Below are 18,003 nucleotides of genomic sequence, written 5' to 3' on the forward strand. Positions count from 1 at the left end.
GGTCAGGGCTTGAGATCGAACAGGGCCTTCTGGGTTTGCATGTCGAAGGGCGCGGACCAGTGTTCATGAATCACCTGCCACTGCCCGCCAGTGCGCCGGTAGGCCACCGAAGCGCGCATGAAACCGCACTGGCTTTCGTCGTCTGCGGGCCCGCAGCGGTTGAGCCAATGGGCCAGGGCCAGGTCACCGCTGGCGTGCACGGTCAACTGCGCTACCTCGAAGACCATCGGCCCGCTGCACAGGCCCATGCACATCTCCCAATGCGCCGTGTAGTCGGCCTTGCCCTTGAATTGCAGGGCCTGGATGGCGTCGAAGGCGACGATATCGTCAGCGTAGACCGCGACGATGGCGGGCAGGTCGCGCTCGCGCACGGCCTGGATCCAGCGGTCGATGAGTTGACGGATTTCCTGTTCGGCTGCGCTGTTCATCGGTATGTCCTCATGGCAGTGATTGGCGCCGGGAAAATCCGGCGCCTGCAGCATTGGTCGAACGGGAGCGCGATGAATCGACAGCCCAAGGAAAAAAGCGAAAAAAATCTACCCGCCTCGGCCGTAATCATCGCTTGCGGTACCTGCCGCTTCCCGGCTAGTGTCGCCGCGTTGCGTGCTTCGGAGACCTCGGCAGATGGCATTGATCAGCCAACCTTTGCGGGCCTGTGGACTGGTCGAATCGTCCTGGGTACGGGCCACCGGCGCCGCCTGTTTCGAGCGCCATACCCACGACGAGTATGTGCTGGGCGCGAACCTGTGGGGACATGAGCGGATCTGGCTGGAGGGACGCACCCTGGAGGTACCGGTTGGCGCGATCACGTTGTACAACCCGCTGGCGGTGCAGGCGTCGGAGTTCGCGGCGCCAGGGGTGGAATACATCAGCCTGCACCTGGCGCCACAGGCACTGGAGCAGGTAGCGCGGGAGAACAACCTGAAGCCCTTTTGCGCTATGCCGCGCTTCGAACAGGGCGTGTTCCAGGATGCCGGGCTGTACCGCGCCATCGTCGATTTCGCCAGGATCGACGATGAACAACCGGCTCATCGCGAAGAAGCCCTGCTTGCGCTGCTCGGACAATTGCTCCAACGCCCCACCGGCCCCGCCGGAGAACAAAGCCAGGCCCTGCGCCTGGCCATACAATGCATGCGCGACACCCCGCACGCGCGCCTGGCCCTTGAAGACCTGGCTGCGGTGGCAGGGCTGAGCAAATACCACTTCGTGCGCTGCTTCAAGAATGCTACCGGGCTGGCCCCGTTGCAGTACCACATGCAATTGCGCCTGAGCGAAGCGCGCCGGCGCTTGCGGGCTGGCGAGCATCCCGCCGAGGTGGCACTGGGCCTGGGCTTCTATGACCAGAGCCACTTCATCAACGCATTCCGCCGGGTCATGGGCATGACCCCCAATCACTATTGGCAGGCGTTCAAAGCGCCGGGGCAAGGATGAATTCGTTGTAGCCAGACACGATCACGTAGACCGCGAAGTAGCAGAAGATCCCTGCCGACGCCAGGTATGACCAGGTCAGCAGGCGGTCGCCGAGGAGCCTGCCGCCATGGCTGGCGGCGCCGCACAGGGTCACGCACCAGAGCACCCCGGCGCAGAAGAACCCACCGAGGAACAGGCCCGCTTGCAGCGCCCCGCCTGCGCCCGAACGGGAGATCAGTACCCCGCCCACCGCCGCGAACCAGAGAATCGCGCTGGGCGAGGACATGGCCAGGAAGATGCCGCGCAGGAACTCGCGCCAGGGCGATTCGCGCACCACTTCCCGGGTAGTGTCCAAGTGGGCATTGCCGCGCAGGGCCGCCCACAGCATCTTCACCGCGAACCACACCAGCAGCAGCGAACCGCCGATCCACAGGGCCCAGCGCACGCTCTCGAATTGCAGGAGCACGGTCATCCCGGCCAACGCGGCCAGGGCATAGAGCAAATCACCCACGCAGGTCCCCAGCCCCAACCACATGCCCTGCCAGAAGCCGCGCTGCATGGCCAGGGTGATCATGGCGATATTGGCGATGCCGATGTCGAGACAAAGGGAAAGGGAGAGGAGGAAACCGTTGGAAAAGGGCATGAAGGAAGGGTCCGCTACCGGCTGATGATCGAGGCAGCCGGTATTTAAGCGGATTGGGGTGGGGGTGTATTGGAAGAAATTGCGGATCAGGCCAGCGCGGCTCGCTCGAATACCTCGTCGGCCCACTGGTTCAGGCTTTTGCCTTGCTTCTGGGCCGCTATCGTCGCAGCTGCATGGACTTCCGGACGAATACGCAGCATCACCTTGCCCGAGGCAGGCTTTTCCGGAGTTACGCCCTGCTCCGCACAATCCGCCAGATAGTCTTCCAGCGCCAGGCGGAACTCCTCGTGAAGCGCACTGACCGAACTGGCGTGAAAACTGATGATGTCCCGGATACCCAAAACCCTGCCAACGAAGATGTCGTCGCGGGGATCATATTCGACCCGGGCCGAATAGCCCTTGTAAGTCATGCTGCTCATATATGAACTCCTGCCTGCAGAAGAAACTCCCGAGCCTCTTCGACCTGATAACGCTTGGCCTCCTTCCCTGGATGCGGCCGATGGCAACGCCAGTGGTGCTGCCCTAGCACAAGCTTCACCCTCGACCCCGCGCGTTCATGCACCGAACCTCCCAGATAAATGATCAGGGCTTCGATATCGGCGAATACCAGCGAGGTGCTGGTAGGCGACCGAAACAGGGATTCAAGGGTTTTGCGATGTCGATTCTGCATCGGTGAATGCTATCAAAATAAGATAGCACCTTTTCCCTGGAGTTCATTCAAGACTTTTCAGCCCTCCCCCAATACCCGCGCAAACATTCCCCTGTCGATATTCGCCCCGCTCAACACCACCGCCACCTTGCGCCCCTGCTGTCGCCCGCATTCCTGATACAGCGCGGCCAGCCCCGCCGCGCCGGCACCTTCGGCGGTGTTGTGGGTGTCTTCGTGGTAGATGCGGATCGCCTGCCCGATCTCCTCGTCAGTGACCCGGACAATCCGCGCCGCGCCCCGGCGGATGATTTCGAACGCTTCCGGCTGCGGTATCCGGCAGGCCATGCCGTCGGCGAAGGTATCGGCGGTTTCGGTGGTGACGATCCGCCCCGCCTCGACACTGCGGGCAAAAGCATCGGCCGCACTGGAGACCACGCCGATGATCTGCGTATCCAGGCCGAGCAGGTCACGGGTGCGGATCAAGCCGCAGATCCCCGAGCCCATGCCGATCGGCACATACACCGCATCCAGCCCGGCCACCGCCTCGAACAACTCCAGGGCATAGGTGGCGACCCCGCGGATCAGGTCCGGATGAAACGGCGGCACGCTTTCGAATCCGCGCTCCTGCGCCACCCGCGCCGCCTCGGCCCGGGCCTGGTCGAAGTCGGCGCCATGCTCGATCAATTCGGCGCCCAGGGCGCGCATCGCTGCGTTCTTTTCCGGGGAATTGCCTTGAGGGACGACAATCACGATAGGCACCCCGGCATTACGCGCCGCCAGGGCCATGCTCTGGCCATGGTTGCCCCGCGTCGCCGTGACCAGGCCGCGGGTCTGCGGCGCCCGCGCCAGCAGCGACTGCACGTAGAGCAAGCCGCCGCGTACCTTGAAGGCGCCGGTCGGTGCATGGTTTTCATGCTTGACCCACACCTCGCAACCCAACCTTTCCGCCAGGCGTGGCCAGGCATATTGCGGGGTGGCGGGCACCTGGGCACGGACCAGACGGGACGCTTCGCGCAGGGCAGGCAGGTCGAACATGAAACACCTCGGATCGGCTTGGAATTGACCCGATCCTGGGCGCCGCGCATTGTATGGGTCAAACCTTATATTGCATGGCCAACAATAAAATCATGTGGACCCCGACCCTCCCCGACGACGCGCAACCCCGCTACCTGGCCCTGGTCGAGGCGATCGCCCGGGCCATCGAACAGGGTGAACTCAAGGTGGGCGAACGCCTGCCACCGCAACGTCGCCTGGCCTGGGCCCTGGGCCTGAATCCGAGCACCACCCAGCAGGCGTATCGCGAGGCGGCGGCGCGACACCTGGTGTCCGGCGAGGTCGGCCGGGGCACCTACGTGCTGGCGGGGAGCAAGGAGGCGACGCTGTTTCGGCTGAAACAACGCGATCATGAGAGCACCTGCATCGATCTATCGACAAACGTCCCGGTCGTGGACGAGCAAGGGCAGGATCTCGAACAGGCCCTGCGCCATGTTCTCCACCAGGGCCCGGCCCACGGCCTGGAACATTACCTTGGCGCCGAACAGTTGCTGCTGGGCCGGCTGCAGGGTGCGAGCTGGCTTAACCTGCGCGGCCTGCAACTGACGGCCAGCCAGATACTGCTCTGTGGCGGCGCGCAACAGGGCGTGTTCAGCGTCCTGCTGTCACTCTGCCAGCCCGGCGAGGCGGTGATGGTCGAAGCCCTGACCGCCCCGGGGATCAAGGCGGCCTGCCGGCAACTGCGCCTGCCCTTGCACGGCATCGCGATGGACCACCAGGGCATCCTTCCCGACGATCTCGACCGCGTGGCCCGTGCCAGCGGCGCCCGGGTAGTGGTCCTGACCCCGGCGCTGCACAACCCCACAGGCGCTAGCATGGGCGAACGACGCCGGCGTGATATCGCCGCGGTGGTCGAGCGTCTCGACTTGCTGCTGGTGGAAGACGACGTCTATGGCGCCCTGGGCGACGAGCCACCGCTGCTGCCGCTGCTCGGCGCCCGTGGCCTGCTGGTCAGCAGCCTGTCGAAAACCGTCTGCGCCGGCATGCGCCTGGGTTGGATCGCCGGCGATGAGCATTTGCTGGCGCAGGTCGATCCCCATGCCCAGGCTACCCACTGGCAGATCGCCCCGCTGATGCTGGGCATCGCCGGACGCTGGATCGACGACGGCACTGCCGCGCGCAAGCTGGCCTGGCAGCGCGAAGAGGTGACCCAGCGCTGGCGCCTGGCCCAACGTCTGCTCGGGGTCGTCATGCAACCGGCAACGCCATCGCCGCATATCTGGTTGAACGGGCCGCGCCCCGGTGATGTGCTGGCTGCCGCCTGCCGCGGCAAAGGCGTCGAGGTGGTGCCGGCCCAGGTGTTCGCGGTCAAGCAGGGGCAACTGCCAGCCGTGCGTGTCAGCCTCACCGCCGCGCGCAGCCGGGCCGAGCTGAAACAGGCGCTGGAACGCATCGCGACGGTGTTCGAGGAATTCACAGCGCAGGATCCGGAGTGACAACCATGCCTACCCGCCTACACTCCAGCGCCATGGACGAACGTGAAGCTTTCTACCAACAGGCCAGCGAACACCTGCGCCAGCAGGGTCCCGCCTGGGCTGCACATATCGAGGCCATTGGCCCTTGCCAGCATGTACCGCTGCCTACACGTGACCCGTACCAGGCACTGGTGCGCGCCATCGCCTACCAGCAGTTGCATGCCAAGGCCGCGGAGGCGATCCTCGGGCGATTCCTGGCGCTGTTTCCCGGGCAGGCGTTTCCGTCTCCCGAACAGTTGCTGGCGACCACCCCGGAACAACTGCGTGCCTGCGGCTTCTCGGGGCGCAAGATCAGTACCGTGCAGGCCGTGGCCCAGGGCCGGCTGGACGGCCTGGTGCCGGATCACGACGAGGCCCGGCTATTGGAACATGAGGTGCTGATCGAGCGCCTGACCCGGCTGCCCGGTGTTGGTCGCTGGACCGTGGAGATGCTGCTGATCTATACGCTGGAGCAGATGGATATCCTGCCGGTGGACGATTTCGGGGTGCGCGAGGGGTATCGGCGGCTGCATGGGCTGGAAGCGCAGCCGACGCGCAAGCAATTGCTGGAACTGGGTGCGGCGTGGAGTCCGTACCGGACGGTGGCGGCGTGGTACCTGTGGCGGGTGCCGGCGAGGGGAATTTGAAAGCAAGCGGCGGAGTTTTTGAAAAGTTCCGCCACTTTAGGCTTCAAGCCAGTTACATCCCTGAAGCACGACCGCGCCCCCTGTGGGAGCTGGCTTGCCAGCGATGAGGATGGTGGATTCACTATTGCAATCGCTGGCAAGCCAGCTCCCACCGGGACGGTGGCGACCTGACTATTGGAGACATGCCCATGCGCCGTGAAAAAACCGCCATCACGGAATCCGACCCTCGCTGGCAAGCACTGCTCACCCGCGACGCCTCCGCCGACGGCACCTTCGTCTATGGCGTGCGCACCACCGGCGTGTACTGCCCACCGTCCAGCCCAGCGCGCCGGCCGAATATCGAGAACGTGGAATTCTTCGACACGCCCGCCGCCGCCGAAGCCGCCGGCTACCGACCGAGCAAGCGCCGCGGCAGCGACCAGGGCGAGCTGGCACGCCAGCACGCCGCCCAGGTAACCCGGGCCTGCCAGTTGATCGAGAGCGCCGAGGTCGAGCCCAGCCTCGAGCAACTGGCCGGCCAGGTGAACATGAGCCCGTATCACTTCCATCGTGTGTTCAAGCGCGCCACGGGCCTCACGCCCAAGGCCTACGCCAGCGCCCACCGCGCGCGCAAGCTGCGCAACCAGCTGCACCACGCCAATTCCATCACCGAAGCGGTGTACGAAGCGGGGTTCAACGCCAATAGCCGTTTCTACGAGTCGAGCAATGCCCGTCTCGGCATGACGCCGGGCACCTACCGCGCGGGTGGCGTGCATACCGACATCCACTTCGCCATCGCGCAGTGCTCGCTGGGCGCGATCCTCATCGCGCAAAGCACCAAGGGCATCTGCGCGATACTCCTGGGCGATGATCCCCAGGCACTCTTGCAGGACCTTGAAGATAAATTCCCCAAGGCCAACCTGATCGGCGCCGATCAAGGATTCGAGCAGTTGGTGGCGCGGGTGGTGGGCTTCGTCGAAGCCCCGGGCATCGGCCTCGACCTGCCCCTGGACCTGCAAGGCACGGCCTTCCAGGAGCGGGTCTGGCAGGCGCTGCGCGAGATCCCGCCGGGCAGTACCGCCAGCTACGCCGAGATCGCCGAGCGTATCGGCGCACCGAAGGCGGTACGCGCAGTGGCCAAGGCCTGTGGCGCCAACAGCATCGCGGTGGCGGTGCCCTGCCATCGGGTGGTGCGCAGCGACGGTAATCTGTCTGGCTATCGCTGGGGTGTGGAACGCAAGCAGCAACTTCTGGAGCGAGAGCGGCGCTGAAACCTATTCATTACATTAATCACATCAATCTATTTATTCGAACTATAAAGTCCACCCATTAAAAAGCCCCGCGACTGGCGGGGCTTTTTAAACGACTTGAAAGGTTTTCAACCCTGGCTGCAACCGTCGCCCATCACCCGGTATTCGATAGTGTGGCGCTTGCCTTGATGATCTTCATAGACCATGGTAGCCGGAACCACCTCGCAGACATTGGCGACTTTCGACAGGCTGATGACCTTGGCGATATCCAGCTTGGTGCCGTAGGTGTACTGCTCGACCTGGGGCTGTGCTGCCTGGTCGGCAAGGGCGAACGAAGAGACGGCGAGCAGGGCTGCTGCAATTAATGCTTTCATGATTGTGGGCCTTTAAAGCAATCGAACCAACAGATTGACTTCATATGCCTGAGTGGCCGGAGAAGTTGTCATTTCAACTAAGCAAACATGACACGAAGTACCGATCCCGTTGGAACTTCCGAGTGGGGATGCACTTAGTCTACTGATCTGCTAAGTTCCTTGAATCACCAAGACTGACATTCACTGTTACGAAACTCGCAATAATTGCGCTCAACCCTTGCCCGAGGGGATACGCTGCAAATCCCGCCCCGGAGCCCTTCGCCTGTGCCAGAACGCCATCCAGCCCGCTGCAGCCGTCTTACCGCCACCGAGCGACCTCTACTGAACAAGTTCTACAAGACCCAGGGGTCGGCCATGCGCGCCAGCGAAGGTGGCGAAGCCTGGGTCGTGCGGACGGGGGAGATCGTTGCCGCGCTGAATCTCACACCGGTGCCGGGCGGACAATGGCTGACCGGCCTGCTGGTGGCTTTTTCCTGGCGGGGGACAGGGATGGCGAGACGCTTGATCGAAACGGCCTGCGCCGAACAGTGCACCTGGCTGTTCTGCCATCCGGACCTGCAAGGCTTCTATGAACGCCTGGGCTTCGAGGTGACCGAAGCGCTGCCACAGGCGCTGGCCGATCGCCTGGCCCGCTACCGGCGCAGCAAGTCGCTGCTGGCGATGTACCGCAGTCAGTCGTCGGTGGCCGGGTCGAGCCCCGGGAACAGCACCTCGGTGTAGCCGAAACGGCTGAAGTCATGGATGCGCGAAGGGTACAGGCGGCCGATCAGGTGGTCGCACTCATGCTGTACCACCCGCGCGTGAAAACCCTCGGCGGTTCGCCGGATCGGTTGGCCGTGGGGATCGACGCCTTCATAGAAGATGCTCTTGTAGCGGCTCACCACGCCACGCAGCCCGGGTACCGACAGGCACCCTTCCCAGCCTTCCTCCAGCTCGGTGCCCATGGGCGTGATCAGCGGATTGAGCAGGATGGTCTGCGGCACCGGCTCGGCATCCGGATAGCGCTCGCTGCGCTCGAAACCGAAGATCACCAGTTGCAGGTCGACGCCGATCTGCGGCGCCGCCAGGCCCACGCCACCGACATGGCGCATGGTCTCGAACATGTCGTCGATCAGTTGCTGCAGCTCGGCACTGCCGAACAGCTGTTCGGGGACCGGCGGGGCGATGCGCAGCAGGCGCTCGTCGCCCATCTTGAGGATTTCACGAATCATGGGTGGTTCGGCTCGCAGGTTCTGTTTCGACGGCCGGGGCGTGATCGCGACCCAGCCCGGAAACCTGGTTTGTAGCACGTTCCGGGGCGCCGTCGCCGGGATGTTTTTCCCCCGGGTCCTTGCCCTCCTGCGACATATGCTCGATTACCGCGTTCATCTCCGCGCCCAACAGCAGCACCGCCGCAGAAATGTAGAAGTACAACAGCAGGACGATGATCGCCCCGATGCTGCCGTACATGGCGTTGTAGTCGGCGAACGTCTTGACGTAGTAGCCGAAGCCCAGGGAGGCGATGATCCACACCACCACCGCCAGCACCGACCCCGGGGTGATGAAGCGGAATTCCTGCTTTACATCGGGCATCACGTAGTAGATCAGCGCCACCGCCACCATCATCAGCACAACGATGGCCGGCCAGCGGGCCACGGTCCAGATGGTCACGATGATGTCTTCCATGCCCACCTGCGATGCCACCCAGCTCATCACCTGCGGGCCCAGGACCATCAGCGCGGCGGCGGCCAGGAGCATGCCGGCGATGCCCACGGTGTAGAAGATCGACAGCGGGATGCGCTTCCACACCGGACGCCCTTCGATCACATCGTAGGCGGCATTCATCGCGCTCATCATCAGGCGCACGCCGGCGGAAGCGGTCCACAGGGCGATGACGATACCCACCGAGAGCAGGCCGCCCTTGGATTGCTGGAGCTGGTCGATCACCGGATTGACCTGCTCCAGCGCCTGCGGTGGCAGGACCAGTTCCGATTGCAGGCGCAGCCAGGAGAAAAAGTCCGGCAGGTGCAGGAAACCGATCAGGGCAATGAGGAACAGCAGGAAGGGGAACAGCGAAAACAGCATCTGGTAGGCCAGTGCCGAGGCGTAGGTGGACATCTCGTCGTCGAGAAACTCCTTGACGGTTCGCACCAGTACGCGGTGGACCGGCAGACCGCGTAAATGGGTAAGTCTCATTGGCGTCTCCTTGCGCTGCCCCAGGCTCAGTTACAAAACAGTCTAATAGACCCTGTTCACAAGGTCGCGATTCCGTCTGCCGGGTAAAAAAAACGGCCATCCAGGGATGGCCGTCTCTTTATGGCCCGCAGGCCGGTCAAGGCTTTTTCACGGCATCCTTGACCTTGCCCACGGTTTGCTGGGCTTCGCCCTTGAGCTCCTGGGCCTTGCCTTCGGCGCGCAGGCGATCGTTATCGGTCACCTTGCCCACGCCTTGCTTGATATTGCCGACCGCTTCGTTGGCCATGCCTTTGACTTTGTCTTTGGTGCCACTCATGGGATTTCTCCTTGAAGGTATGTCGGAATCGACAATGAGTGGAGTATCAGGCGAAGCGGGGAGTTTCATTTATTTTTCGACAATGTGCCCCATCAGCGCTCCGCCTCGCACCGTCTGCGCAGGTCTGAGTTTTCTATCGAGGAGCAGCTGCCATTGCCAGTCTTGGCACGACAGTAGTTACGCTGATCACGATCGCTGATCGAGGAACAACTGCCGTTGCCGGTTTCGGCGTTGCACATGCTGCGCAAGTCCGCGTTTTCGATCGACGAGCAACTGCCATTGTCGCGCTTGGCATCACAATAGCGTCGCTGGTCGGCATTTTCGATCGATGAACAGCTACCGTTCCGGGTTTCGGCGTCGCACATCCTGCGCAGGTCAGCGTTGCTGATGGAGGAACAACTGCCGTTACCGGTTTTGGCGTCACAGTAGCGGCGCTGATCGGGATCGGAAATACCGGAACAACTGGCGTGGGCAAAACCACTGAACAGCAACAACAGTGCGAAAAATACTCGCATTTCAGTCTTCCTTAGAAAGGGATTACGGTGGCCGGCAAAAGCGGCATCAAATTGACATCAACCCGACGAAAAGTTCCACCTACAGCAAAGGCCGCTGCTTTATGTTTCCGTCCATTACCCGCAAAATACCCGACCTTTCCAAGCGTTACTCGCAGGACACCCCGCATGAAACTCGACAAGACCACCGCCATCGCCCGCCGCAACGAGGCGCTGGGCACTTCCGTACTGAACAGCGACAACACCCTGTTCGCCGTCCTGGACAGCAAGCGCAGCCTGTGGTGGTTCGATATCCCGGTGGCCTGGCTGCGCAAGAACAGCGACTTCGTCAACCTGCTGCTGCACAGCCCCGAGACCGACAAGCTGCAGCATCTGAAGATTCCGGTGCGCGACCTGCGCACCCATCAGGAAAAGATGGAAGTACGCAATCCGGGCAAACGTCGCTCCACCATCAGCCTGGCCCTGTCGGCCGACCGTGACTCGCTGCTGCGCGACCTGCGGCCCGGTGGCGAGAACCTGGACTTCTCCGGCTATCGCCAGCGCTGAACCGGAGCTGCCGGATCAGGGCAGCTCGATGCGGTTGTCATGGATGACGATCTGGCCGCTCTTGTACAAGGCGCCGATGGCCTTCTTGAAGTTGCCCTTGCTGACCCCGAACAGGTCGCTGATCACCTGCGGGTCGCTCTTGTCGCTCACCGGCAGCACGCCATCGGCGGCCTTCAGCCGGGCGAGGATCTGCTCGTGCAGGCTGCTGGCGGCGCCCTCGCCCACCGGCTGCAGGCTCAGGGCGATCTTGCCGTCGTCGCGGATTTCCTTGATGTAGCCCTTTTCCTGCTTGCCTGAACGAAGGAACTTGAACATCTCGTTCTTGTGGATCAGGCCCCAGTGCTGGTTGTTGATGATGGCCTTGAAGCCCATCGGGCTCTGTTCCACCACCAGCAGGTCCACTTGCTGGCCGACCCGGTAGTTGGCCGGGGTCTTGTCCAGGTAGCGATCGAGCTTGGCGGTCGCGGTGATGCGCCGGGTGCGACGGTCGAGGTAGACGTGCACCACGCAGTACTCGCCGGCGCGCATCTGGCGTTTTTCCTCGGAGTACGGCATCAGCAGGTCCTTGGGCAGGCCCCAGTCGAGGAAGATACCGATGCTGTTGATCTCCACCACCTTGAGGCTGGCGAACTGGCCGACCTGGACCTTTACCTTGTCGGTAGTGGCGATCAGCTTGTCCTCGCTGTCCAGGTAAACGAAGACATTCAGCCAGTCGTCCACCTCGCTTGGCGTGTCCTTGGGGATGTAGCGCTTGGGCAGGAGGATCTCGCCCTCCGGACCGCCATCCAGGTACAGACCGAAGTCCGTGTGCTTGACCACCTGCAAAGTGTTGTAACGCCCAACTGAAGCCATGTTCGAAATCCTCGCTGCGAGGCGCGCATTCTACACGCGATCGCGGCCGATCACCCTGCGCTTCGGCACTTTCAGTGCTGGAAACAGCCACGAGGGCATCGCCTTGAACCCCTCGGGTCAAAGCTGCTCTATAAACACTGAGTACGCCAACGCAAGGACGCCGACCATGTCCGCTCGTCTATCACGCTGCCTGCGCCCGTTCCTGCTGGTTTTCACCAGCCTCCTGCTGCTGTCCTGCACACGCCTGGACCTGGCCTACCGCAACCTGGACGTGCTGGTGCCCTGGTCACTCGGCGATTACCTGGACATGAACCGCCAGCAGAAGAACTGGCTGAACGAGCGGCTCAAGGAAGAACTGTCCTGGCACTGCAAGACCCAGTTGCCCGGCTACCTGGCCTGGCTCGACAACATCCGCCAGATGGTCACCAGCAACCAGGTCACCGACCAGCAGTTGCAGCAACGCACCGTCGAAGCCCGTGCGGCCATCGCCCGCGTCGCCGAGCAGATCACCCCGTCGGCCGCGCAATTGCTGCGTGGCATGGATGACCAGCAGGTGCGCGAGATGCGCGAGAACTTCGCCAAGGACATCGAGGAGCGCCAGGCCAAGTACGTGAAGACACCGTTGTCGCAGCAGATCGCCGAGCGCGGCGAACGCATGGAGAAACGCCTGTCGCCCTGGTTCGGCGGGCTCAGTCCGCAGCAAAAGGCACGCGTGGCCTCATGGTCGGCGCAACTGGGCGAGCAGAACCGCGCCTGGATCGCCAACCGTGCCCACTGGCAGGCCCAGTTCAGCAACCTGATGGACCAGCGCCACAGCGACAACTTCGAACCGCGCCTGGGCGAACTGCTCAAGGACCGCGAGCGCTTCTGGACCCCGGAATACCGCGTCGCCTTCGCCAATACCGAGGAGCAACTGCGCAGCCTGCTGGTGGACCTGATGGCCCAGAGCAGCGAGCAGCAGCGCCAGCAGCTGGATCAGCGGCTGGGCAAGGTGCGCAAGGATTTCAGTGAGCTGAAGTGCCTTAAAAGCTAAAGGGTCCGATCCTTGCGCCGGTACGGGAACACATCGATCACCTTGCCGGCGCGGATCTTGTCCTGCAGCCGCTTCCAGTAATCGGCGTCGTATAGCTCGCCATGCAACTGGCTGAACAGCCGCCGCTGGCCGATATCGGCGAACAGGAACGGCGGGAATTCTTCCGGGAACACATCATGCGGGCCGATGGAATACCACGGCTCGCTGGACATTTCGTCCTCGGGGAAACGTGGCGGCGGAATATGGCGGAAGTTGGCCTCGGTGAGGAAGGTGATCTCGTCGTAGTCGTAGAACACCACCCGGCCGTGACGGGTGACACCGAAGTTCTTCAGCAACATGTCGCCCGGAAAGATATTCGCCGCCGCCAATTGCTTGATCGCCAGGCCGTAGTCGTCCAGCGCCTCGCGGACCTGGGCGTCGTTGGCGTTTTCCAGGTACAGGTTAAGCGGGGTCATGCGCCGTTCGGTCCAGCAATGGCGGACCAGCACGGTATCGCCTTCCAGTGCAACGGTGGACGGCGCCACTTCCAGCAACTCCGCCAGGCACTCTGGCTCGAACTTGCTCACGGGGAAGCGGAAATCGGAGAACTCCTGGGTATCGGCCATGCGCCCGACCCGGTCGACGCTTTTAACCAGGCGGTATTTCTCGATCACCGTGGCGCGGTCGACGTTCTTCGATGGCGAGAAGCGGTCCTTGATGATTTTGAACACGGTATTGAAGCCCGGCAGGGTGAACACGCTCATGACCATGCCGCGCACGCCCGGGGCCATGATGAAGCGATCGTCGGTGCTTGCCAGGTGATTGATCAGCGCCCGGTAGAACTCCGACTTGCCGTGCTTGTAGAAACCGATCGAGGTGTACAGCTCGGCAATGTGCTTGCCCGGCAGGATGCGCTTGAGAAAACCGACGAACTCCGCCGGCACCGGTACATCCACCATGAAGTAGGAACGGGTGAAGGAGAAGATGATCGACACATCGGCTTCGTCGGTGATCAGCGCATCGATCTCGATACCCTGGCCCTCGCGGTGCAGCAGCGGGATCACCAGCGGCCACTGTTCGTCGCGGGTAAAGATGCGCCCGACCAGGTAGGCGCCCTTGTTGCGGTACAGCACCGGGGAAAACAGCTCGACCTGGAGTTCCGGATCCTTGCATACCCAGTCAGGCAGGTGCTCGCGCAATTGCGTCTCCAGCCGCGCCAGGTCGCCGGGCAGGTCGGCGTAGGGCACGCCGAACCGATAGTCTTCGAAAATCGTCGCCAACAGGCCGGCCAACTGCCCGTCGGGCCGGTAGATGCGGGTCTGCGCCGCGCGCTCGTGAGCCCGTAGCGAAGGCCGGGTGGTGTGGATGAACATGCAGCCGTCACTGATCAGGTCGTGGCTGAACAGGCTGCAGAAGATCGAGTTGTACCAGGTTTCCGCCAGCTCATCGTCCAGGCGCGGGTCGATCAGCCTGATGTAGGCGCTTTTCACCAGCGGCCACAGCGAGACGTCCAGCAACACCTCGTCCTCGAATGCCTCGCGCAGGCCCGCACTGACTTCGGACACCTTCTCCTCGTAGAGGTTGATCCGCGCCGCCGCCGCGCTCTGGATCTGCTGCCAGAGGGCCTGTTCGAAACGCTCGCGGGCGCCGTCGGTGATCTGGCGGAAATGCTCGCGGTAATTGTCGAAACCTTCGAGGATCATCCGGGCGATATCGGCGGCCGGCCATTGCTGGGGCATATCAGGACCTCTGGCAGAAGGACGAAAACCTGAGAGTAACCGGGGCGCTTCGTGCTGCACAGGGGTACACTCCGTTCCCCGTTCGCCCCGGAGAATCCCGTGAGCCCCATTGCCCTGTCCCGCCTGCTGATCCTCGCCGCCGTCTGGGGTGCCAGCTTCCTGTTCATGCGCATCATCGCGCCGGTGCTGGGCACGGTGCCGACGGCGTTCTTCCGGGTGACCATCGCCTGCGCCGGCCTGCTGGTGATCCTCGCGCTGATGCGGGTGCGCTGGGACTTCCAGGGCAAGTTCAAGGTCGCCCTGGTGCTGGGCATGATCAACTCGGGGATTCCCGCAACCTTCTATTCGGTGGCCGCGCAGGTGCTGCCCGCCGGTTACTCGGCAATCTTCAACGCCACCACGCCACTGATGGGCGTGCTGATCGGCGCGCTGTTCTTCCATGAAGCGATGACCCTGCCCAAGCTGTCGGGGATCTTCCTCGGCCTGCTCGGCGTGGGGATTCTCAGTGGCGCGGGCCCGGTGGCCTTCGACCTGAAACTGCTTCAGGGTGCCCTCGCCTGCCTAGGCGCGACCACCTGCTACGGCTTTTCCGGCTTTCTCGCCAGGCGCTGGCTGGACCAGCGCGGCGGCCTGGACAGCCGCCTGTCCGCGCTGGGCAGCATGATGGGCGCGAGCCTCCTGCTCACGCCCCTGTTCGCCTGGAGCGTTGCCACCCAGCCACCGGCCAGCTGGGGTGGCTGGCCGGTGTGGCTGTCGCTGCTTGGCCTGGGCCTGCTGTGCACCGCCTTCGCCTACATCCTGTACTTCCGCCTGATCAGCGAGATCGGCCCGGTGAAATCCTCCACCGTGACCTTTCTGATTCCCGTCTTCGGCGTGCTCTGGGGTGCCTGGCTGCTGGACGAACCGCTGTCCAGCGCACACCTCTACGGCGGACTGCTGATTGGCCTGGCCCTGTGGCTGGTGCTCAAGCCCGCGCGGGCTGGCGGAACACGAACAGCAGGCCGATGACGATCAAGGCCATGCCCAGCAGGCTCAGGGCCGCGAGGCGGTTGCCGAAGATCAGGTAATCCATCACTGCGGTCACCGCTGGCACCAGGTAGAACAGGCTGGTGACATTCACCAGGTTGCCGCGGGCGATCAGCCGGTAGAGCAACAGGGTCGCCAGCACCGAGACCACCAGGCCCATCCACGCCACCGACAGCAGGAACTGCGGGTTCAACTTCACCTCGAGTGGCTGGAACGGTGCGAACAGCGCGCATATCAGCAGCCCCGCCAGATACTGCAGCGGCAGGGTGCCAAGAGGCTCGCGGGTGATGCGCTTCTGCATGATCGAGCCACCGGTCATGCTCACCAGCGCCAGCAAGGCGAAGAGCATCCCCGACCAGGACATACCGCCCAGGCCGATGCCCTGCCAGACCACCAGGACCAGCCCCGTCAGCCCCAGGCACAGGCCGAACAGACGCCCCAAGGAACGCCGGCGCTCCATCAGGACCACGGTCAGGATGGGCTGGACACCCATGACCGTGGCCATGACCCCAGGGGTGACCTTCAGGTCCAGCGCCAGCAGATAGAAGATCTGGTAGGCGCCGAGCAGAATCCCGCCGGTCACCAGGGCCTGGCGGATAGCCGCAGGCTCGCGCGGCCAGCGCAGCTTGAGCAGCGGCCCCAGGAGCACCAGGGCGCCCAGGGCGAGAAGGAAGCGAATCAGCAGAAAAGCGAAGGGCGTAGCCTGGGCCAGCCCCAGTTTCGAGACAATCGCGCCACTGCTCCAGAGCAGGACGAACAGGCTCGTGGTGGCCGCCGAGGCCACGGAAGTCTTGTGCAGGAAAGACATGGATTTGCCACCTGTATTCGGGCAAGAAAGCCGATCGGACGAACTGCGAGGGCGCAGCCGGCCGGATTCAGAAACGTTGCGTGTGCAGCGGGCGTCAGCCCACTACCACCACTGCCACGACGGTTCCGACAGGTGGGGACTGGCTGATGGCCGGCTGCAGGAACCCGCGCACGACAACCACCGCGTCGGGCGCGGTAGCGAGTACTGGGGTTACAGGGGAAGCTGGCATGAGCGAGTCTTCGGGTGAGATGTAGAGGCTCAGGACTATAGGCCTGGCACTTTGATAGTGCAAGTCTTGGAAAGCGACGTAAAACCCTGTGGGAGCGGGGTCACCCGCGATTACGGTAGTGAACTCACCGACGCAATCGCGGGTAAACCCGCTCCCACAGGGTCCGTGTCGTCAGAACAACCAGCGGTACAGCAAGTAAGCCACCACCACCGCCAGCACCGGCCGCAGCACACGGTAAGCCTTGGGATTGGCACGCTTGAAGGCTTTCACCCGCGTGCTGATGACATTGCTGAACTTCTTGCTCCAGGCATAGGCCTGGTTGATCCCGCCGACCCGCTCGTCATCGGTGTTCTGCGGTGCGGTGGCACGGCCAAGGAAGGCGCTGACCTTGCGGTTGATCCTGGTCATGAGCGGGCTGCTCAGCGGCCGCTCGACGTCGCAGAACAGGATCACCCGGGTCATGTCGGTTTCGTTCTTGACCCAGTGCACATAGGTTTCGTCGAACATCACGTCCTCGCCGTCGCGCCAGGCGTACGGCTGGCCATCGACGTAGATGCGGCAGTTGTCCGAGTTCGGCGTGGTCAGGCCCAGGTGATAGCGCAGCGAACCGGCGAACGGGTCACGATGCGGGTTGAGGTGGCTGCCGCCCGGCAGCAGGGCGAACATCGCCCCCTTCACGTTGGGAATGCTGTTGACCAGCTCGACGGTCTTCGGGCACAGCAGCTCGGCCGACGGCAGGGCCTTGTCGTACCACTTCAGGTAGAAGCGCTTCCAGCCCTTCTTGAAGAACGAACCGAAGCCGGCGTCGTTGTCCTTCTCGGCGGCGCGGATATAGCCCTCGTCGAACAGGTGCATGGCCTCTTCGCGGATGGTCTGCCAGTTGTTCTTCAGTACATCCAGCTCAGGGAAGCGCTCGCGGTCCAGGTACGGCTTGGACGGCACTCCGGAGAACAGGTACATCAGCGAGTTGTAGGGGGCGAACAGCGCCGAATGGTTGACGAACTGGCGCAGCACCGGCAACCGGGCCTTGCCGCGCAGGTGCACGAACAGGACGCTGCCGAAGAACAGCAGCAGCACGCCTGCCTTGGCGACAAAGGAAAAAGTCATTCAATGCTCCTGGAAGTCTCGTTCAGGCTCAGGGCCGGAAATTGGCCATGATAAACCGAACAGGCCCCGGCAAGAACAACCGGGGCCTGATAGACAGTGTTGGGGATTTTGCAACAAACCCGGCAACAGGGCATTGCCGGGGATCAACAGCGCGACGCGCACCTTGTGGGAGCGGGTTCACCCGCGATCGCGTCGGTGAATCCACTATCGTAATCGCGGGTA

At 63.1% G+C, this 18,003-nt stretch carries 22 protein-coding genes; 8 read left to right on the top strand and 14 right to left on the bottom strand.

What is annotated here, in order from left to right; translation table 11 throughout:
• Positions 1-2 precede the first annotated feature (2 nt).
• A complete protein-coding gene (locus ACPFMA_RS20750) occupies positions 3-428 on the bottom strand; it encodes a YybH family protein (RefSeq protein WP_425928575.1) in 426 nt (141 codons plus the stop codon).
• A 196-nt stretch (positions 429-624) separates the two neighbouring features.
• On the opposite strand from ACPFMA_RS20750, the gene ACPFMA_RS20755 reads away from it, so the two are divergent.
• Positions 625-1,431 carry an AraC family transcriptional regulator gene (locus ACPFMA_RS20755; protein ID WP_425928576.1) on the top strand — a complete coding sequence of 269 codons (807 nt, stop codon included), beginning with the start codon at positions 625-627 and terminating at the stop codon, positions 1,429-1,431.
• Here the strand turns inward: ACPFMA_RS20755 and ACPFMA_RS20760 are convergent.
• The 4 genes from ACPFMA_RS20760 to ACPFMA_RS20775 all read right to left on the bottom strand — a co-directional run bounded on the left by ACPFMA_RS20760 (position 1,409) and on the right by ACPFMA_RS20775 (position 3,737).
• On the bottom strand, positions 1,409-2,053 hold the full coding sequence (locus ACPFMA_RS20760) for a LysE family translocator (RefSeq protein ID WP_064301918.1): 645 nt from the start codon (positions 2,051-2,053) through the stop codon (positions 1,409-1,411). The two genes, ACPFMA_RS20755 and ACPFMA_RS20760, sit on opposite strands and share 23 nt — an antisense overlap.
• An 86-nt stretch (positions 2,054-2,139) precedes the next feature.
• A complete protein-coding gene (locus ACPFMA_RS20765) occupies positions 2,140-2,472 on the bottom strand; it encodes a type II toxin-antitoxin system HicB family antitoxin (protein WP_420058371.1) in 333 nt (110 codons plus the stop codon).
• Positions 2,469-2,723 carry a type II toxin-antitoxin system HicA family toxin gene (locus ACPFMA_RS20770; protein ID WP_425928577.1) on the bottom strand — a complete coding sequence of 85 codons (255 nt, stop codon included), beginning with the start codon at positions 2,721-2,723 and terminating at the stop codon, positions 2,469-2,471. Before ACPFMA_RS20770 ends, ACPFMA_RS20765 begins: the two co-directional genes overlap by 4 nt.
• Positions 2,724-2,780: 57 nt before the next feature.
• The gene (locus ACPFMA_RS20775; protein WP_420058372.1) at positions 2,781-3,737 is read right to left on the bottom strand and encodes a threonine dehydratase; all 957 of its coding nucleotides are present in this window, start codon (positions 3,735-3,737) and stop codon (positions 2,781-2,783) included.
• A 92-nt stretch (positions 3,738-3,829) separates the two neighbouring features.
• Between ACPFMA_RS20775 and ACPFMA_RS20780 the strand changes: the two genes are divergently transcribed.
• The 3 genes from ACPFMA_RS20780 (at position 3,830) to ada (ending at position 7,106) form a co-directional block, all read left to right on the top strand.
• Positions 3,830-5,191: a PLP-dependent aminotransferase family protein gene (locus ACPFMA_RS20780; protein ID WP_425930614.1), complete on the top strand. Its 1,362-nt coding sequence runs from the start codon at positions 3,830-3,832 to the stop codon at positions 5,189-5,191.
• A gap of 5 nt (positions 5,192-5,196) precedes the next feature.
• Positions 5,197-5,856, top strand: coding sequence for a DNA-3-methyladenine glycosylase family protein (locus ACPFMA_RS20785; RefSeq protein ID WP_420058373.1), 660 nt, complete (start codon positions 5,197-5,199; stop codon positions 5,854-5,856).
• Between the two features lie 188 nt (positions 5,857-6,044).
• Positions 6,045-7,106 carry a bifunctional DNA-binding transcriptional regulator/O6-methylguanine-DNA methyltransferase Ada gene (ada, locus tag ACPFMA_RS20790; protein WP_420058374.1) on the top strand — a complete coding sequence of 354 codons (1,062 nt, stop codon included), beginning with the start codon at positions 6,045-6,047 and terminating at the stop codon, positions 7,104-7,106.
• A 107-nt stretch (positions 7,107-7,213) separates the two neighbouring features.
• Here ada and ACPFMA_RS20795 read toward each other — a convergent pair whose 3' ends face one another.
• A complete protein-coding gene (locus ACPFMA_RS20795; protein ID WP_009405210.1) occupies positions 7,214-7,459 on the bottom strand; it encodes a DUF2790 domain-containing protein in 246 nt (81 codons plus the stop codon).
• Positions 7,460-7,723: 264 nt separating this feature from the next.
• On the opposite strand from ACPFMA_RS20795, the gene ACPFMA_RS20800 reads away from it, so the two are divergent.
• Positions 7,724-8,179 carry a GNAT family N-acetyltransferase gene (locus ACPFMA_RS20800; RefSeq protein ID WP_420058376.1) on the top strand — a complete coding sequence of 152 codons (456 nt, stop codon included), beginning with the start codon at positions 7,724-7,726 and terminating at the stop codon, positions 8,177-8,179.
• Here the strand turns inward: ACPFMA_RS20800 and def are convergent.
• The 4 genes from def to ACPFMA_RS20820 form a co-directional block, all read right to left on the bottom strand.
• The gene (gene def, locus ACPFMA_RS20805) at positions 8,131-8,670 is read right to left on the bottom strand and encodes a peptide deformylase (protein ID WP_064301914.1); all 540 of its coding nucleotides are present in this window, start codon (positions 8,668-8,670) and stop codon (positions 8,131-8,133) included. The genes ACPFMA_RS20800 and def overlap by 49 nt on opposite strands.
• Complete coding sequence (locus tag ACPFMA_RS20810; protein ID WP_420058377.1) at positions 8,660-9,634, bottom strand: YihY/virulence factor BrkB family protein; 975 nt, start codon at positions 9,632-9,634, stop codon at positions 8,660-8,662. The genes def and ACPFMA_RS20810 overlap by 11 nt, the downstream gene beginning before the upstream one ends.
• Positions 9,635-9,770: 136 nt before the next feature.
• Positions 9,771-9,950: a CsbD family protein gene (locus ACPFMA_RS20815; RefSeq protein WP_420058378.1), complete on the bottom strand. Its 180-nt coding sequence runs from the start codon at positions 9,948-9,950 to the stop codon at positions 9,771-9,773.
• A 92-nt stretch (positions 9,951-10,042) separates the two neighbouring features.
• Positions 10,043-10,465 (bottom strand): hypothetical protein, encoded by a 423-nt coding sequence (locus tag ACPFMA_RS20820; protein WP_425928578.1) that lies wholly within the window; start codon positions 10,463-10,465, stop codon positions 10,043-10,045.
• A 165-nt stretch (positions 10,466-10,630) separates the two neighbouring features.
• Between ACPFMA_RS20820 and ACPFMA_RS20825 the strand changes: the two genes are divergently transcribed.
• The gene (locus tag ACPFMA_RS20825) at positions 10,631-11,008 is read left to right on the top strand and encodes a hypothetical protein (RefSeq protein WP_064301911.1); all 378 of its coding nucleotides are present in this window, start codon (positions 10,631-10,633) and stop codon (positions 11,006-11,008) included.
• Positions 11,009-11,023: 15 nt separating this feature from the next.
• On the opposite strand, the gene ACPFMA_RS20830 is transcribed toward ACPFMA_RS20825, so the two are convergent.
• The gene (locus ACPFMA_RS20830; protein ID WP_425928579.1) at positions 11,024-11,860 is read right to left on the bottom strand and encodes a CvfB family protein; all 837 of its coding nucleotides are present in this window, start codon (positions 11,858-11,860) and stop codon (positions 11,024-11,026) included.
• A 166-nt stretch (positions 11,861-12,026) separates the two neighbouring features.
• On the opposite strand from ACPFMA_RS20830, the gene ACPFMA_RS20835 reads away from it, so the two are divergent.
• Positions 12,027-12,893, top strand: a complete 867-nt coding sequence (locus tag ACPFMA_RS20835; RefSeq protein WP_009405217.1) for a DUF6279 family lipoprotein — start codon at positions 12,027-12,029, stop codon at positions 12,891-12,893.
• Here ACPFMA_RS20835 and aceK read toward each other — a convergent pair.
• The gene (aceK, locus tag ACPFMA_RS20840; protein WP_425928580.1) at positions 12,890-14,611 is read right to left on the bottom strand and encodes a bifunctional isocitrate dehydrogenase kinase/phosphatase; all 1,722 of its coding nucleotides are present in this window, start codon (positions 14,609-14,611) and stop codon (positions 12,890-12,892) included. The genes ACPFMA_RS20835 and aceK overlap by 4 nt on opposite strands.
• A 99-nt stretch (positions 14,612-14,710) precedes the next feature.
• Here aceK and ACPFMA_RS20845 point away from each other — a divergent pair, with 99 nt between their 5' ends.
• Positions 14,711-15,619 carry a DMT family transporter gene (locus ACPFMA_RS20845; RefSeq protein ID WP_425928581.1) on the top strand — a complete coding sequence of 303 codons (909 nt, stop codon included), beginning with the start codon at positions 14,711-14,713 and terminating at the stop codon, positions 15,617-15,619.
• Here ACPFMA_RS20845 and ACPFMA_RS20850 read toward each other — a convergent pair.
• A complete protein-coding gene (locus ACPFMA_RS20850; RefSeq protein WP_425928582.1) occupies positions 15,576-16,445 on the bottom strand; it encodes a DMT family transporter in 870 nt (289 codons plus the stop codon). The genes ACPFMA_RS20845 and ACPFMA_RS20850 overlap by 44 nt on opposite strands.
• 400 nt (positions 16,446-16,845) lie before the next feature.
• The gene (locus ACPFMA_RS20855) at positions 16,846-17,781 is read right to left on the bottom strand and encodes an aspartyl/asparaginyl beta-hydroxylase domain-containing protein (protein WP_064301907.1); all 936 of its coding nucleotides are present in this window, start codon (positions 17,779-17,781) and stop codon (positions 16,846-16,848) included.
• Positions 17,782-18,003 lie beyond the last annotated feature (222 nt).

It is taken from the genome of Pseudomonas sp. NyZ201 (assembly GCF_049860765.1).
GTDB classification, from domain to species: Bacteria; Pseudomonadota; Gammaproteobacteria; order Pseudomonadales; family Pseudomonadaceae; genus Aquipseudomonas; species Aquipseudomonas bharatica.

Coding starts and splice junctions, on each gene's coding strand:
- ACPFMA_RS20750 (WP_425928575.1), bottom strand. CDS start 428: ATGAACAGCGCAGCCGAACAGGAAATCCGTCAACTCATCGACCGCTGG.
- ACPFMA_RS20755 (WP_425928576.1), top strand. CDS start 625: ATGGCATTGATCAGCCAACCTTTGCGGGCCTGTGGACTGGTCGAATCG.
- ACPFMA_RS20760 (WP_064301918.1), bottom strand. CDS start 2,053: ATGCCCTTTTCCAACGGTTTCCTCCTCTCCCTTTCCCTTTGTCTCGAC.
- ACPFMA_RS20765 (WP_420058371.1), bottom strand. CDS start 2,472: ATGAGCAGCATGACTTACAAGGGCTATTCGGCCCGGGTCGAATATGAT.
- ACPFMA_RS20770 (WP_425928577.1), bottom strand. CDS start 2,723: ATGCAGAATCGACATCGCAAAACCCTTGAATCCCTGTTTCGGTCGCCT.
- ACPFMA_RS20775 (WP_420058372.1), bottom strand. CDS start 3,737: ATGTTCGACCTGCCTGCCCTGCGCGAAGCGTCCCGTCTGGTCCGTGCC.
- ACPFMA_RS20780 (WP_425930614.1), top strand. CDS start 3,830: ATGTGGACCCCGACCCTCCCCGACGACGCGCAACCCCGCTACCTGGCC.
- ACPFMA_RS20785 (WP_420058373.1), top strand. CDS start 5,197: ATGCCTACCCGCCTACACTCCAGCGCCATGGACGAACGTGAAGCTTTC.
- ada (WP_420058374.1), top strand. CDS start 6,045: ATGCGCCGTGAAAAAACCGCCATCACGGAATCCGACCCTCGCTGGCAA.
- ACPFMA_RS20795 (WP_009405210.1), bottom strand. CDS start 7,459: ATGAAAGCATTAATTGCAGCAGCCCTGCTCGCCGTCTCTTCGTTCGCC.
- def (WP_064301914.1), bottom strand. CDS start 8,670: ATGATTCGTGAAATCCTCAAGATGGGCGACGAGCGCCTGCTGCGCATC.
- ACPFMA_RS20810 (WP_420058377.1), bottom strand. CDS start 9,634: ATGAGACTTACCCATTTACGCGGTCTGCCGGTCCACCGCGTACTGGTG.
- ACPFMA_RS20815 (WP_420058378.1), bottom strand. CDS start 9,950: ATGAGTGGCACCAAAGACAAAGTCAAAGGCATGGCCAACGAAGCGGTC.
- ACPFMA_RS20820 (WP_425928578.1), bottom strand. CDS start 10,465: ATGCGAGTATTTTTCGCACTGTTGTTGCTGTTCAGTGGTTTTGCCCAC.
- ACPFMA_RS20825 (WP_064301911.1), top strand. CDS start 10,631: ATGAAACTCGACAAGACCACCGCCATCGCCCGCCGCAACGAGGCGCTG.
- ACPFMA_RS20830 (WP_425928579.1), bottom strand. CDS start 11,860: ATGGCTTCAGTTGGGCGTTACAACACTTTGCAGGTGGTCAAGCACACG.
- ACPFMA_RS20835 (WP_009405217.1), top strand. CDS start 12,027: ATGTCCGCTCGTCTATCACGCTGCCTGCGCCCGTTCCTGCTGGTTTTC.
- aceK (WP_425928580.1), bottom strand. CDS start 14,611: ATGCCCCAGCAATGGCCGGCCGCCGATATCGCCCGGATGATCCTCGAA.
- ACPFMA_RS20850 (WP_425928582.1), bottom strand. CDS start 16,445: ATGTCTTTCCTGCACAAGACTTCCGTGGCCTCGGCGGCCACCACGAGC.
- ACPFMA_RS20855 (WP_064301907.1), bottom strand. CDS start 17,781: ATGACTTTTTCCTTTGTCGCCAAGGCAGGCGTGCTGCTGCTGTTCTTC.